The sequence below is a fragment of the Cupriavidus sp. UME77 genome (genome assembly GCF_014170355.1).
In the GTDB taxonomy this organism is placed as follows: Bacteria; Pseudomonadota; Gammaproteobacteria; order Burkholderiales; family Burkholderiaceae; genus Cupriavidus; species Cupriavidus basilensis.
Genome location: NZ_LZZU01000086.1, coordinates 162031 through 174576, shown reverse-complemented (window position 1 = coordinate 174576; position 12546 = coordinate 162031). Strand labels below are relative to the sequence as shown.

Genomic DNA, 12546 nt, shown 5'->3' with positions numbered 1-12546 from the left:
GAGCAATGCGAAAGGAGACAGCGAAAAGGAGGCCGTTCAAGGCGGCAACTCAAGCGGCTTGAACCCGCGGCCGCGCGCCGGCGTCGGACAGCAACCGGGCGGCGGGGTGCCAGGTAGCCGGCATTGTAGACCACCGGCGCCCGCCCTCGCTGGAGGCGGCGCAAACCCCTGGCCCGCGCACTGCCACAAAAAAAGAAGGGCCCGCGCTCGCGCGGGCCCAAGAGTCTCTCCTCGGTGCCCTGCTCGCAAGGCACGGGAAGGAGCATAGCAAGCGCCCCGGACTGGCTCTAGTCGTACAAGTCCGTAAGGGAAAGTCCCGTCAACGCCCCCTGCGGGGCGCCGCTTACATGTCTGCCACGCGTCTGCCACCCGCCTGTTGCGCGCCGCGCAACACCCCCCGCCGTGACGATTGCCGGCCCGCTTTGCCCCATGGAACAATGGCCTGCGGCCAGCAGGCCACAGCACAACGGCAGCACTACAAGAACCGGTCAGAACCGGTGAGAGGCGACCCAACGCCAATTCCGCTTGATGCCTTTTTCTTTGTACGGGGAATTCCATGATCCATCCGTGTGCGCAGCGCTTGCCGCTGCTGCTTGTGCTATCGACCCTGCTTTCGCTTTCGCTCGCCACCGGCGCCATGCCCGCCGCCGCGCAGTCCGGCAGCACGCCAGTGCTGCAGCGCATCGAACAAACCGGCGTGCTGCGCATCGCCCACCGCGAGAGCTCGGTGCCGTTCTCCTTCGTGGCCGACGGCAAGCCCTACGGCTATGCCATCGACCTGTGCCTGCGGGTGGCCGACGCCCTGCGCGGCGCGCTCCGGCTCCCGGGCCTAAAAGTGGAATTCGTTCCTGTCACGCCGGCTAGCCGCATCGCCGCCATCGTCGACGGCAAGGCCGATCTCGAATGCGGCTCCACCACCAACAACCGCGAGCGGCGCGCGCAGGTTGCTTTCACCATTCCGCACTACATCGCCGGCAGCCGCATGCTGGTCAAGACCGACTCCGGCATCCGCAAGCTGGGTGACCTGCGCGGCAAGACGGTCGTCTCCACGGTGGGCACCACGTCGCTCGCCGTGGTGCGCCAGATCAACGGCTCCGGCGCCATGCAGATCCACGTGGTGGAAGCCAAGGATCATGCCGAGGCCTTCGCCATGGTCGAGCAAGGCAAGGCCGACGCCTTCGTGATGGACGACGTGCTGCTCTACGGCCTGCGCGCCAATGCGCGCGACCCAGCCCGCTACACCGTCACCAGCGAGCTGCTGACGATCGAGCCCTACGCCATCATGCTGTCGAAACAGGACGCCGAGTTCAAGCGGCTGGTCGACAAGACCCTGGTCGCCTCCATCTATTCGCTCGATACCCAGAAGCTCTACAAGAAATGGTTCCAGTCGCCGATCCCGCCGCAAGGGGTCAACCTCGACATCCCGATGAGCTACCTGCTGCGCGATTCCTTCAAGTTTCCTAGCGACAAGGTCGCCGACTGAGCGCGCATCCCGAACGGCGCAACTCGTGCGAAGATGGCGGCCCAGCCGCTTTTTCCGCACGCGTTGCGTCGAGTGCCATGTCCAGCCCTGCATCCACCACGCCCCTGAAGCTGACCGATCTCTCCGTCTCCGCCCTGGTCGCCGGGCTGATCGCCATGCTGACCGGCTACACCAGCTCACTGGTGCTGATGATCCAGGCCGGCCAGGCAGCCCATTTGTCGGACGCGCAAGTCGCCTCGTGGATCTGGGCGTTGTCCATCGGCATGGGCGTGACCACCATCGGACTGTCCCTGCTGACGCGGGCGCCCATCGTCGTTGCCTGGTCGACCCCTGGCGCCGCACTGCTGATCGCCAGCCTTCCTGGCGTGCCCTACGCGCAGGCCATCGGCGCCTTCGTCATGGCGGCGGTGCTGATGACCGCCGCCGGCATGACCGGCTGGTTCGACAAACTGATGCGCGCGCTGCCGGCCAGCATTGCCTCAGCGCTGCTGGCCGGCATCCTGTTCCGCATCAGCGTCGACGTGTTCGTGCAAGCCCAGCATCAGACCTTGCTCCTGCTGGTGATGTTCGCGCTGTACCTGCTGGGCAAGCGCTTCTGGCCACGCTACGCGGTGCCGGGCGTGCTGCTGGCGGGCGTGGCGCTGGCCGGCGCGCTTGGCCAGCTGCATTTCGAATCGTTCCATTTCGCGCTGGCCAAGCCGGTGTGGACCACGCCGGCGTTCTCGCTGCAAGCCTTCGTCAGCATCGCGGTACCGTTGTTCATCGTGGCGCTGGCGTCACAGAATATTCCCGGGCTGGCGGTGCTGCGCGCCGACGGCTATCACGTACAGGCCTCGCCGCTGATCACCGTCACCGGCATCGCCTCCGCCCTGCTCGCCCCGTTCGGCTCCCACGGCATCAACCTGGCGGCCATTACCGCGGCCATCTGCACCGGCGCGCAAGCCGATCCCGACCGCAACCGGCGCTATACGGCAGCGGTGGTTTGCGGCATCGGCTATCTGGTTGCGGGGGCGCTGGCAGCCAGCATCGCCGCGCTGTTCGCAGCGTTCCCCAAAGCGCTGGTCGTGGCCGTGGCCGCGTTTGCCTTGCTTGGCTCGATCGCCAGTGGCCTGACCACGGCCATGCAAACGCCGGCCGAGCGTGAATCCGCCCTGCTGACGTTCATGATCACCGCCTCAGGCATGACGCTGGCCGGCGTGGGGTCGGCCTTCTGGGGCGTGGTGGGCGGCATGCTGGCGCTGATCGTCTTGCGACCGCGTACTGCCGCCAAGGCCGGATAAGCGCGAGCGCTTACAGCAGCAGGAAAGCGATGTCCGCGGCGCCGATCCCGGAAACCGGTGTGCCCTTGCGCCGCTGGAACAGGATGTGCTGCAGCACCCGGTCGCGGTGCTCGGCAAACGTGGCGGGATCAAAGCGCAGCGCGGTGAGCGCATAGTGCTCGGAGAGCAGCTTGTAGACCCGGTGGCGCACCATCAGCATCTCGCTCTCCGCGCGCAGCCGGCTAATTTCGCCCGCGTTGTCCTCCTCCAGCTGACGCATGCCGACCACCACGCGCGCATGCATGCCACGGTAGCGATCCAGCTCGCCGTGCGCCTTGCGCAACTCCTCGCGCAGCGCCCTCACCTCTTGCTGGAGCTTCAGGTTGTGCTGCACGCCTCGCTGTATGCGCGACGCCTCTTCCAGTGCCACATCCGCTGCGGCAATCGTGTTCTGCCAGAGCCCCTGACCCGTCGTCTGGCCATCCACCTGCGGCCACACGGTCTGAACCTCATCCTCGCCTTTCATGGCGTCCCCCCCCTGCGAACCTGACTCACCCGCCTCTGGCTTTATCACAACTGCCAGCTGGTCGGGGCTACCGCGACCACCCCACAACGATGTTCCGGACTACCGGCGCTTGAACAACGCGCTCTACCTCGATTGAAGATGGCATCCCGGCACGGGACAACCACCTGAAAGGAGGGATCGTCCGCCCGCAAAGCGGCCTCGACCATGCTTTGCACTGTACACCTAGCAAGGCCCGCCGGGCAGCTATGGGAAAATGTGGCCCCAGCGACAGCCAACGTCAAGGACCCATCCATGAATGCCTATGTACTACTGGCCCTCGCCATCGCGGCCGAAGTCATTGCCACCAGCAGCCTCAAGGCCGCCGAGAATTTCACGCGCCTGTGGCCAAGCGTGCTGGTCGTGGCCGGCTATGTCAGCGCCTTCGTCCTGCTGATGCAGGTCATGAAGACCGTGCCCGTGGGCATCGCCTACGCGATCTGGTGCGGCGCGGGGATCGTGCTCGTGACGCTGATTGCCAGCGTGTTGTATCGGCAAGTGCCGGATCTGGCGGCTTGGGTGGGGATTGGGCTGATTATCGCGGGGGTGGCGGTGATTCAGCTGTTTTCGAAGATGGGGACGCATTGAGACGCGTGCGCCGTGCGACGGCAAGCCGCTGCGTTTCAACCGGGGGAGCTTTGATGGACCGCTGAGACCCGTGGGGTGGTCCCGCCGGCAGGAATCGAACCTGCATTTCACGCTTAGGAGGCGCGTGTTCTATCCATTGAACTACGGCGAGACGATAGACACTCCCGGATCGGTGAGCGCGCCTTGGCGGCGCGGATCCCGGAGCAGGCCGGAGTATATCAAAATCCTCACCGCCCAAGAAACGCGCCGCCCCCGCTTCAGCACTCGCCTTTCCTGGCGTGCCCCGGGGGACAGTGATAGCCCTTGTCTTTCTTGCCGTAGCCGCCGTCGCCGCGTCCGTCCCAGCGCTCGGGCACCAGCACCCAGCCATCGCTGGCCTGCACCCAGAGCGGCTTGCAGAACCGCCAGCCCCACAAACGAGAAGCCCGCCAGGAAACTGGCGGGCTGGTTGCGGACGGTCCGGGCCTTCCAGGTCAACGCCGGCGTTATCGCGGCAACAGTCGTTGCAAGCAGCGTTTCCCATGATTCCGCCCATGACGCGGACGTCCCTCCGGACCACCCGGAGAGTCGAAGGAAAGCTGGCAGTGACGCCGACTGTCGCGATATCAGCGGCTAGCAGCACTTAAAGCAAAGCGCCGAGGAAGGTCAGCGGGTATTCCAGGTCCGCCACCTTGCCGGGCAACCGTGTGCCCGACGGCTTCAGTATAGGCAGGCAGCCCGCGGATGCAACTCTGAATGCGGCAGGGGAAATTCCAGAAAAAGTGCGCGATGACGCTCAAAATCTCGTGTTTCGGACTCTTTCGGACTCAAAAAGGAATTCCTATCGCAGTGCAACAAACTTACTTTTGTTTCTGCTATAATTCGCGCCGTGAGTTCGCACTGTGAGTTGTGCAACACGCCAGCCGGGTTCTTCCGGCAGGCGATACCGCCCCCGCTCTCAAGCTCTGCTCCCCGGTCCCGCCGACTGGCCTGCTTTATGTTGCCGTGCTGTTTGCTGCATCAAGGCCAAGTGGTGATACCCGACAGAACGCATTTCTCACCGACGTCGCCTCGTCTCCGATCCTGTTGAATGGCTCTATAGAGCTGTTTGCCTGCCAGGGACTGTCGCCCGGCCTTGTGCCCGGTGCCACCCTGCCTGCCGCCGTACTGCCAGCTGTGTCTGTCGTAACGGCCTCACCGATTGGCGCCGAAGCCTTTTTAAGACTTTGCACTGCGCCCGCCCCTGTTCGCTAGTTCGGCATGGGGTGCCATGCATTTAAAGAAAATTACGACATGACCCAGCACGACATTCGTGCGGAGCAAGATTTTGCCTCCGCCGCCGACGCATCGATCGAAGCCGCAGCCATCGCCACCCCCGCCATCCAGGAACAGAGCCCGCTCGACAAGCTCGACGCCATCCTCAGCCCGGAAGCCGCCGTGGCGCCTGCCGCTGTTGCCATCAATGCCGAAAACGGCTTCGCCAAGCTTGGCCTCGAAGAAGCCATTCTTCGCGCCCTGGTTGAACTGAACTACACCACGCCCACCCCGGTGCAGGCACAAGCGATCCCCGCCTTCCTGGCTGGCCGCGACCTGCTGGTGTCGAGCCAGACCGGCTCGGGCAAGACCGGCGCCTTCATCCTGCCGGCGATCCAGCGCATCAGCGAGAAGGCTTCGCCGAATCGCCCGCGTTCGGACGATCCGGTCAAGCGCATGAAGGGCAAGCGCCCCCGTCCGTCGCCGGCGCAACCCGCGCTGCTGGTGCTGACCCCGACCCGCGAACTGGCCCTGCAAGTTACCGAAGCCACCGCCAAGTACGGCCGCCACCTGCGCCGCATCGTCTGCGCCAGCATCCTGGGCGGCATGCCTTACCCGAAGCAGCTCGCCGCGCTGTCCAAGATGCCTGACATCCTGGTCGCTACCCCGGGCCGCCTGCTGGACCACGTTGAAGCCGGCCGTATCGACCTGTCCCAACTGGACATGCTGGTGTTCGACGAAGCCGACCGTATGCTCGACATGGGCTTCGCCGACGACATCGACGCCATCGTTGCCGCTACCCCGGCCACCCGCCAGACGCTGATGTTCTCGGCCACGCTGGACGGCCGCATCGCCCAGCTGGCTTCGCGTCAGCTGCGCGATCCGCAACGCATCGAAATCGCCGCGACCCGCGCCGACCAAAGCAATATCGAACAGCGCCTGCACTTCACCGACGACATGTCGCACAAGGAAAAGCTGCTGGACCACCTGCTGCGCGACACCACGCTCAAGCAAGCCATCGTCTTCACCGCGACCAAGCGCGATGCCGATTCGCTGGCCGAGCGCCTGTCGGACACCGGCTTCGCAGCCGGCGCGCTGCACGGCGACATGACCCAGGGCGCGCGTAACCGCACCCTGACCTCGCTGCGCCGCGGCAACCTGCGCATCCTGGTGGCAACCGACGTGGCCGCACGCGGCATCGACGTGCCCGATATCACCCACGTGGTCAACTTCGACCTGCCCAAGCAAGCGGAAGACTACGTCCACCGTATCGGCCGTACCGGCCGTGCTGGCCGCTCGGGCGTCGCCATCAACCTGGTGAACCACGGCGACATGTTCCAGTGGAAGCGCATCGAGCGCTTCACCAACAACCGTGTCGACGCATCGGTGATCGAAGGCCTGGAGCCGCGTCGCTCGCCGAAGCCGCGTTCGGGCTTCGCCGGCAAGCCGGGTGGCGACCGCGGTGGCTACCGTGGCAACAGCAATGGCGGCGGCTATCGCGGCGGTGAAAACCGCAGCTTTGGCGACCGCAAGTTCGGCGGCGGCGAAAGCCGCGGCTTCGGCAGCCGTGATGGCGCCCCGCGTCCCGCAGGCGATCGCCCGTTCGGCGACCGTGACGGCAACCGTGGCTTCGGCGACCGCAGCAGCCTGGGCAACCCCAATGGCAACAGCACCGGCTATCGTGGTCAGGGCGCAGCCGGCGGCCAGCGCAGCTTCAACAACGAAGGCGGCGGCTACCGTGGCGGCGACAATCGTGGCTTCGGCAATCGTGACGGCGCGGCTCCCCGCAGCTTCGGCGACGGCAATCGTAGCGGCTTTGGCGGCGGTGCAGCCGGCAATGGCGGCAACGGTGGCTACCGTGGCGGCGAAGGCCGCAGCTTCGGCAACCGCGATGGCAACCGTGATGGCGCCCCCCGCAGCTTCGGCGGCGGTCAGCGCAACGGCAACGGCAACACCGGCGGCCGCTCGCGTTTCGAGCGTTAATTCGCCAGGCTGAACAGGATCACCGCTCAGGCGGTGATCTCTCGCAAAGCCAAAGAAAAAGGCACCTTCGGGTGCCTTTTTCTTTGGCCGCCTTATTCGGCCGCCTCAACCAGCGGCGCTCGCCGCGGGCAACCAGCGCCCCGCTACATCGAGCAACTGCGAAAGCCGACGAACGCGAAATCGTCCTCGGGCAGCAGCGCCATGCGCGCACGTGCATGACGCTGGCGCGCCGGGCTGGCGAAAGACGTGCTCCGCACCGCCTGGTGGCTGGCAAAGCAGTACACGTATTCCATATCGGCAGGGTCCGCCTCGAATCCCGCGTAGGGCTCGTACGGCGTCGCCGTCCACTCGCGCACCATGCCCCAGCGCAGGCCGCCCCGATCCTGGACCGCCGCCAGCTCCCATTCCGTTTCCGTCGGCAGGCGCCGGCCCGCCCAGGCGCACCAGGCTTGCGCCTCGAACAGGCTGACGTGACGTACCGCCTCGTCAGGATTCAACGTGCGCAGACTGCCGAAGCGCAAGGCCATCCAGGCCCGCGACTCGGAATGGCGGGCCCAGTAGCGCGGCGCCGAGCGATCCTGCATCATCAGCCACTGGCGACCCGCCGCCGACCACCACGAGGCGCGCTCGTAGCCGCCGTCCTCTACGAAATCGAGGAACTGCGCATTGCTGACCGGCGCGGCATCCATCTCGAAAGCCGGCACATAGGTAGCCTGCGACGGCAACTCGTCGGGTAGCGCGAAGCCATCCGGCGCGCTCCAGCCCTGGATGAAACGCCCGCCTGGAAACTGCAAGGTGCCGCCGTGCGGCACCGATACCGACGGCAGGACGGCCGCAGGCTCCACGGGGGCAACGCCCAGCGCCTGCAGCAGCGCGGCGATGGCCTCGCCCTGGCGGTCCTCGTGAAACAGCGCGCGGCGCCAGGCGTAGAGCGTGGCATCGCCATCATCGGGTTGCGCCGCCAACCGGCGCAGGACGGCATCGAGCACGTCGGCGGCGTAGCGCTTGACCACGGCCACGTCGGGCAGCGTGACCTCCCAGCGGGCATCGGGATCGATGCGATCGGGATCGAACCACTCGTCCGCGCCAGTCAGCAGCGACGGCACGCTGGCCACCTGCAGCCAGGCGCCATCGCGCTCGAGCGTGCGCACGTCGCGCAGGCACCACCATTCGGCGTGCCAGGCCACATGCCCGAGGGTCCACAGCGGCGGGTCGGCAAAATCCTGGCGAGGCACCTCCCAGCCACGCCGGGTCTGGCCGAAAGCTGCCAGCCAGGCCAGAGTGCGGTTGCGCGCTTCCACCAGCGCCTGCGCCAGGCCTTCGCGCGGTAGCCGCCGGGCATCGGCCCAGACGGCCTTGCCGCCGTTGAAATGAAGGTCGGGAAGCATGGAAAAGCCGCTCATCGAACACCCTGCCGGAGAATGGGATTGGCACCCGGTTGCGTGATCCGGCGAGCCGCGTGCGCCATGCGCCGCACCTTTCGCCGAAGAGATGCGGGCATTATGACACCAGCCCCACCTGCCCCTCGCGGTGTGCCCGGTGGCTTCAGGCCCGGGCGTGGAACACCGCGAACCATCCGCGCGGATCGCTCCACCAGACCGGATCGTCGAAGCCCGCAGCCTCGAGCAAGGCGGCGAAGTCGTCCGGCCGGTATTTATACGAATCCTCCGTATGAATCTGCTCGCCCGCGCGAAAGCCGCGGCTACCCTCCGCCCAGCGCACGGTAACCTCGCGCTCAGCTTGCAGGTGCATCTGGATGCGCGAGCCCTCGCGGTCGAAGCTGGCCACATGGCGCCAGTCCTCAAGCTGGAAGTCGCTGCCCACGATGCGATTCAGGTTGCGCAGCACATTGCGATTGAAGGCGGCGGTCACACCCAGCTGGTCATCATAGGCGGCCACCAGCGCCTGCTCGTCCTTGAGCAGGTCCACGCCAATCAGCACGCCATCCCCCCTGCCCGCCGCGGCCCGCAGCCGCTGCAGCAAGGCCTGCGCCTGGGCTGGTGCGAAATTGCCGATGCTGGATCCTGGATAAAAGAACAGGCGGCGCCCGCTCCTGACCTCGGGCGGCAGATCGAGCGGCACGCACAGGTCGGCGCCCAGGCCAAGCATGGGAATCTGCGGATGCTGCTGCTGCAGGCAGAACAGCGTGCCGCGCAGGAACTCCACCGAGATGTCGAGCGCCACGTATTGCGCCGGCTGCAGGCTGCCGAAGAGCCGGGCCGCCTTCTGGCAGTTACCCGCGCCAAGGTCGATCAGCACGCAGCCACTGCCGGCGCGCGCGGCCATGGCGGGAGCAAATGCCGAAAAGACCGAGGCCTCGGTGCGCGTGGGGTAGTACTCGGGCAGGTCGGTGATGGCCTCGAACAGGCGCGAGCCGAGCACGTCGTAGAAGAACTTGGGGCTGATGCTGGCGGCGCTGGCCAGCAGGCCCCGCGTGATCTCGCCGCGCAGCGCGCCGCTGTCCTCGTGGTACTGCTGGATGAAATCCAGCCGGGGCACCGGGTTCGGCTGTGCATGGCCGTTGCCGACTACGACGCTGCCGGCGGGGGGGCCATTGGGTTTCAGGGCCGAGGTGCCGTTGTGATTGGCTTGGGTGTGATTGAGGCGTGCGTTCAGTGGATTCAGCGGGGTCGGGACTGCCGGCATGACGTTTCCTTGATGGTCGATGGGCACTGCATAAAACCCCCAGGGGCCCGCACGTCACGGCATGCGCGGGAGTTGCAAGGGATCCGCCTCCGGTGACGTCTGGGGCGCATCAGCCGATGCAATTCTTCTCAGGATAGCTGGCGAGCGCGGAGTGTGCTTACCGCATTGCACAAAAACCTCAGTGCAGTGAAAACCAGAAAGTGCACTTTGCTCAACAACAGTTTGCTGCGGCAATGCCGCCACAACGCCGCCACGGCGCACCACAAAAAATACGCAGCATCGTTTATAATCCGCCTCGGCGTATCTGCTTCGGGCTCGCCCGGATTGGATCGCCCCTCAAAGGGGAGTAGCTCCGGGGCCATGCCCTTAGCACAATCGTCATTCCGGGACTGTGACAGTCTCCGGTTGTGCTGACCGCGCCAAGTATCATCAGCGGTCGAGCAAGACCTTTGCAACCTGGTTTCATGGTTTGCAAAGGCGCCCCCAAGCTCCCACACATCATGTCTCCAGGCCAAACCGGTGCGTACGCACGGCTCTTAGCTATTCGTTGTTCGAGGAGATTTCATGGAATGGTTTACCGATTTGTTCACGATGCAGTTCCTGACGGCACTGCTATCCATCGTCGTCATTGACCTTGTGCTGGCTGGTGACAATGCGATCGTGATCGCCCTGGCGGCGCGCAACCTGCCGCCCCACCTGCAGAAGAAGGCCATCATCTGGGGGACTGTCGGCGCGGTCGTGGTCCGTTCGGCCATGACGGTCGGCGTGGTGTGGCTGCTCAAGATCCCTGGCCTGCTGCTGATCGGCGGCGCGGCCCTGGTGTGGATTGCCTACAAGCTGCTGTCCGATGACGGCAATGGCGACGAGCATGGCGCGGGCGCAACCACCCTGGTGGGCGCGATGAAGACGATCATCATCGCCGATGCGGTGATGGGCGTGGACAACGTGCTGGCTGTGGCTGGCGCGGCGCACGGCAGCTTCCTGCTGGTGGTGCTGGGCCTGCTCATCAGCATCCCCATCGTGGTGTGGGGCTCGAGCCTGGTGCTCAAGCTGATGTCGCGCTTCCCCTCGATCATCTTCGTGGGTGCCGGCGTGCTGGCCTTCACGGCAGTCAAGATGATTGTCAGCGAACCGCTGGTGAAGGAGTTCTTCAACAGCAACGCACTGGCCTACTACGGCTTGTTCGTGGTGGTCGTCGGCGGTGTGCTGGGCGGTGGCTACCTGGTGCAAAAGCGCCGGGCTCCGGCTACGGCCGCGCAGTAATGCGCGACGGCGCCAGCGCCGCCGAGCTAGCTGGAACCTGAAAACGGGTCGCCGCAAGGCGGCCCGTTTTGCTTTGCGATAAAATGCTAACCCTTTAGCAATTTGCTATTCGGTTAGCAGATTGCCGCCATACGCGCACACTGCTGTCGCGTCACTTTCCCCCTACACCCGCGCCGATGAAACAGTACCTCGACTTCATGCGCCATGTGCAAGAGCATGGCACCGAAAAGGCCGACCGCACCGGCACCGGCACGCGCTCGGTGTTTGGCTACCAGATGCGCTTCGACCTGCGCGAAGGCTTCCCGGTGGTGACCACCAAGAAGCTGCACATGAAGTCGATCATTCACGAACTGCTGTGGTTCCTGAAGGGCTCGACCAACATCCAGTACCTGAAGGACAACGGCGTCAGCATCTGGGACGAATGGGCCGACGCAAACGGCGAGCTCGGGCCGGTCTATGGCTCGCAGTGGCGCGCGTGGCCCACGCCGGACGGCCGCCACATCGACCAGATCGCCGACCTGATGGCGCAGATCCACAGCAATCCCGATTCGCGCCGGCTGATCGTATCGGCCTGGAACGTGGGCGAGATCGCGCAGATGAAGCTGCCGCCCTGCCATGCATTCTTCCAGTTCTACGTGGCCGACGGCCGCCTGTCCTGCCAGCTGTACCAGCGCAGCGCCGATATCTTCCTTGGCGTGCCGTTCAATATCGCCAGCTATGCGCTGCTGACGCACATGATCGCGCAGCAGACCGGGCTGGAGGTGGGGGACTTCATCTGGACCGGCGGCGACTGCCACATCTACAGCAACCATGCCGAGCAGGTGGCAACCCAGCTCGCGCGCGCGCCGATGGCGTTGCCGCAACTGAAGATCCTGCGCAAGCCGGACAGCATCTTCGACTACAAATACGAGGACTTCGAACTGGTGGGCTACGAATCGCATCCGGCCATCAAGGCACCGGTGGCCGTATGACGTTGCTGACCCTGATCGTGGCGAAAGCCCGCAACGGCGTGATCGGCCGCGACAACACCCTGCCCTGGCGCCTGCCCGAGGACCTGGCGCACTTCAAGCGCACCACCATGGGCGCGCCCATCGTGATGGGCCGCAAGACGTGGGAGTCCATCGGCCGGCCGCTGCCGGGCCGGCGCAATATCGTGGTGAGCCGCAACCGCGACCTGCGCATCGAGGGCTGCGACGTGGCGAACTCGCTGGAAGAAGCGCAGCGGCTATGCGTGGGCGCCCCGCAGATCTTCCTGATCGGCGGCGCGCAGCTGTATGCCGAGGCCCTGCCCAGCGCAGACCGGCTGGTGGTGACGGAAATCGATGCGGATGTGCAAGGCGACGCGGTGTTTCCGGCCATCGACCCGCAGCGGTGGATCGCGACGCAGCGCGAACGGCATCATTCGGAGGCGAACGGTTTCGACTACGCGTTCGTGACGTACGAGCGCCCGCCCTCGGGCGAGGAATAACGGTCGCCTCAAACGGCAAGTTTCAAGCGACGCTGACGTCGCTCACGTTTTACGCGCGCGG

The 12546-nt window shown here is 65.5% G+C and carries 11 protein-coding genes and 1 tRNA gene; 7 read left to right on the top strand and 5 right to left on the bottom strand.

Annotated elements, in window-relative coordinates; all coding sequences use genetic code 11:
• Nucleotides 1-556: 556 nt before the first annotated feature.
• Both A9975_RS32480 and A9975_RS32475 read left to right on the top strand, forming a co-directional pair.
• Nucleotides 557-1483 (top strand): amino acid ABC transporter substrate-binding protein, encoded by a 927-nt coding sequence (locus tag A9975_RS32480; protein WP_183036316.1) that lies wholly within the window; start codon nucleotides 557-559, stop codon nucleotides 1481-1483.
• Nucleotides 1484-1560: 77 nt separating this feature from the next.
• Nucleotides 1561-2763, top strand: a complete 1203-nt coding sequence (locus tag A9975_RS32475; RefSeq protein WP_183036315.1) for a benzoate/H(+) symporter BenE family transporter — start codon at nucleotides 1561-1563, stop codon at nucleotides 2761-2763.
• Between the two features lie 10 nt (nucleotides 2764-2773).
• Here the strand turns inward: A9975_RS32475 and A9975_RS32470 are convergent, their stop codons facing one another.
• Nucleotides 2774-3268 (bottom strand): hypothetical protein, encoded by a 495-nt coding sequence (locus tag A9975_RS32470; RefSeq protein ID WP_150990765.1) that lies wholly within the window; start codon nucleotides 3266-3268, stop codon nucleotides 2774-2776.
• Between the two features lie 291 nt (nucleotides 3269-3559).
• Here A9975_RS32470 and A9975_RS32465 point away from each other — a divergent pair, with 291 nt between their 5' ends.
• Entirely contained in the window at nucleotides 3560-3892 is a 333-nt protein-coding gene (locus tag A9975_RS32465; RefSeq protein WP_183036314.1) for a multidrug efflux SMR transporter, read from the top strand.
• Nucleotides 3893-3968: 76 nt separating this feature from the next.
• Here the strand turns inward: A9975_RS32465 and A9975_RS32460 are convergent.
• Nucleotides 3969-4043, bottom strand: a tRNA-Arg gene (locus A9975_RS32460).
• 106 nt (nucleotides 4044-4149) lie between these two features.
• A complete protein-coding gene (locus A9975_RS32455) occupies nucleotides 4150-4308 on the bottom strand; it encodes a hypothetical protein (protein WP_183036313.1) in 159 nt (52 codons plus the stop codon).
• Nucleotides 4309-5164: 856 nt separating this feature from the next.
• On the opposite strand from A9975_RS32455, the gene A9975_RS32450 reads away from it, so the two are divergent.
• Nucleotides 5165-7108, top strand: coding sequence for a DEAD/DEAH box helicase (locus tag A9975_RS32450; RefSeq protein WP_183036312.1), 1944 nt, complete (start codon nucleotides 5165-5167; stop codon nucleotides 7106-7108).
• Between the two features lie 143 nt (nucleotides 7109-7251).
• Here the strand turns inward: A9975_RS32450 and A9975_RS32445 are convergent, their stop codons facing one another.
• Together A9975_RS32445 and egtD are read right to left on the bottom strand one after the other, a co-directional pair.
• Nucleotides 7252-8511 (bottom strand): SUMF1/EgtB/PvdO family nonheme iron enzyme, encoded by a 1260-nt coding sequence (locus tag A9975_RS32445; RefSeq protein ID WP_183036311.1) that lies wholly within the window; start codon nucleotides 8509-8511, stop codon nucleotides 7252-7254.
• Between the two features lie 142 nt (nucleotides 8512-8653).
• The gene (gene egtD, locus A9975_RS32440; RefSeq protein ID WP_183036310.1) at nucleotides 8654-9754 is read right to left on the bottom strand and encodes an L-histidine N(alpha)-methyltransferase; all 1101 of its coding nucleotides are present in this window, start codon (nucleotides 9752-9754) and stop codon (nucleotides 8654-8656) included.
• Nucleotides 9755-10318: 564 nt separating this feature from the next.
• Between egtD and A9975_RS32435 the strand changes: the two genes are divergently transcribed.
• The 3 genes from A9975_RS32435 (at nucleotide 10319) to A9975_RS32425 (ending at nucleotide 12485) form a co-directional block, all read left to right on the top strand.
• Nucleotides 10319-11017, top strand: coding sequence for a TerC family protein (locus A9975_RS32435; protein WP_183036309.1), 699 nt, complete (start codon nucleotides 10319-10321; stop codon nucleotides 11015-11017).
• Between the two features lie 176 nt (nucleotides 11018-11193).
• A complete protein-coding gene (locus tag A9975_RS32430) occupies nucleotides 11194-11988 on the top strand; it encodes a thymidylate synthase (protein WP_183036308.1) in 795 nt (264 codons plus the stop codon).
• Nucleotides 11985-12485 (top strand): dihydrofolate reductase, encoded by a 501-nt coding sequence (locus A9975_RS32425; protein WP_183036307.1) that lies wholly within the window; start codon nucleotides 11985-11987, stop codon nucleotides 12483-12485. Before A9975_RS32430 ends, A9975_RS32425 begins: the two co-directional genes overlap by 4 nt.
• Nucleotides 12486-12546: the final 61 nt, after the last annotated feature.

What these genes read in the sequence shown, in the direction of transcription:
- A9975_RS32480 (WP_183036316.1), top strand. Translation starts at nt 557, where the DNA reads ATGATCCATCCGTGTGCGCAGCGCTTGCCGCTGCTGCTTGTGCTATCG.
- egtD (WP_183036310.1), bottom strand. Translation starts at nt 9,754, where the DNA reads ATGCCGGCAGTCCCGACCCCGCTGAATCCACTGAACGCACGCCTCAAT.
- A9975_RS32470 (WP_150990765.1), bottom strand. Translation starts at nt 3,268, where the DNA reads ATGAAAGGCGAGGATGAGGTTCAGACCGTGTGGCCGCAGGTGGATGGC.
- A9975_RS32425 (WP_183036307.1), top strand. Translation starts at nt 11,985, where the DNA reads ATGACGTTGCTGACCCTGATCGTGGCGAAAGCCCGCAACGGCGTGATC.
- A9975_RS32475 (WP_183036315.1), top strand. Translation starts at nt 1,561, where the DNA reads ATGTCCAGCCCTGCATCCACCACGCCCCTGAAGCTGACCGATCTCTCC.
- A9975_RS32435 (WP_183036309.1), top strand. Translation starts at nt 10,319, where the DNA reads ATGGAATGGTTTACCGATTTGTTCACGATGCAGTTCCTGACGGCACTG.
- A9975_RS32445 (WP_183036311.1), bottom strand. Translation starts at nt 8,511, where the DNA reads ATGAGCGGCTTTTCCATGCTTCCCGACCTTCATTTCAACGGCGGCAAG.
- A9975_RS32465 (WP_183036314.1), top strand. Translation starts at nt 3,560, where the DNA reads ATGAATGCCTATGTACTACTGGCCCTCGCCATCGCGGCCGAAGTCATT.
- A9975_RS32450 (WP_183036312.1), top strand. Translation starts at nt 5,165, where the DNA reads ATGACCCAGCACGACATTCGTGCGGAGCAAGATTTTGCCTCCGCCGCC.
- A9975_RS32430 (WP_183036308.1), top strand. Translation starts at nt 11,194, where the DNA reads ATGAAACAGTACCTCGACTTCATGCGCCATGTGCAAGAGCATGGCACC.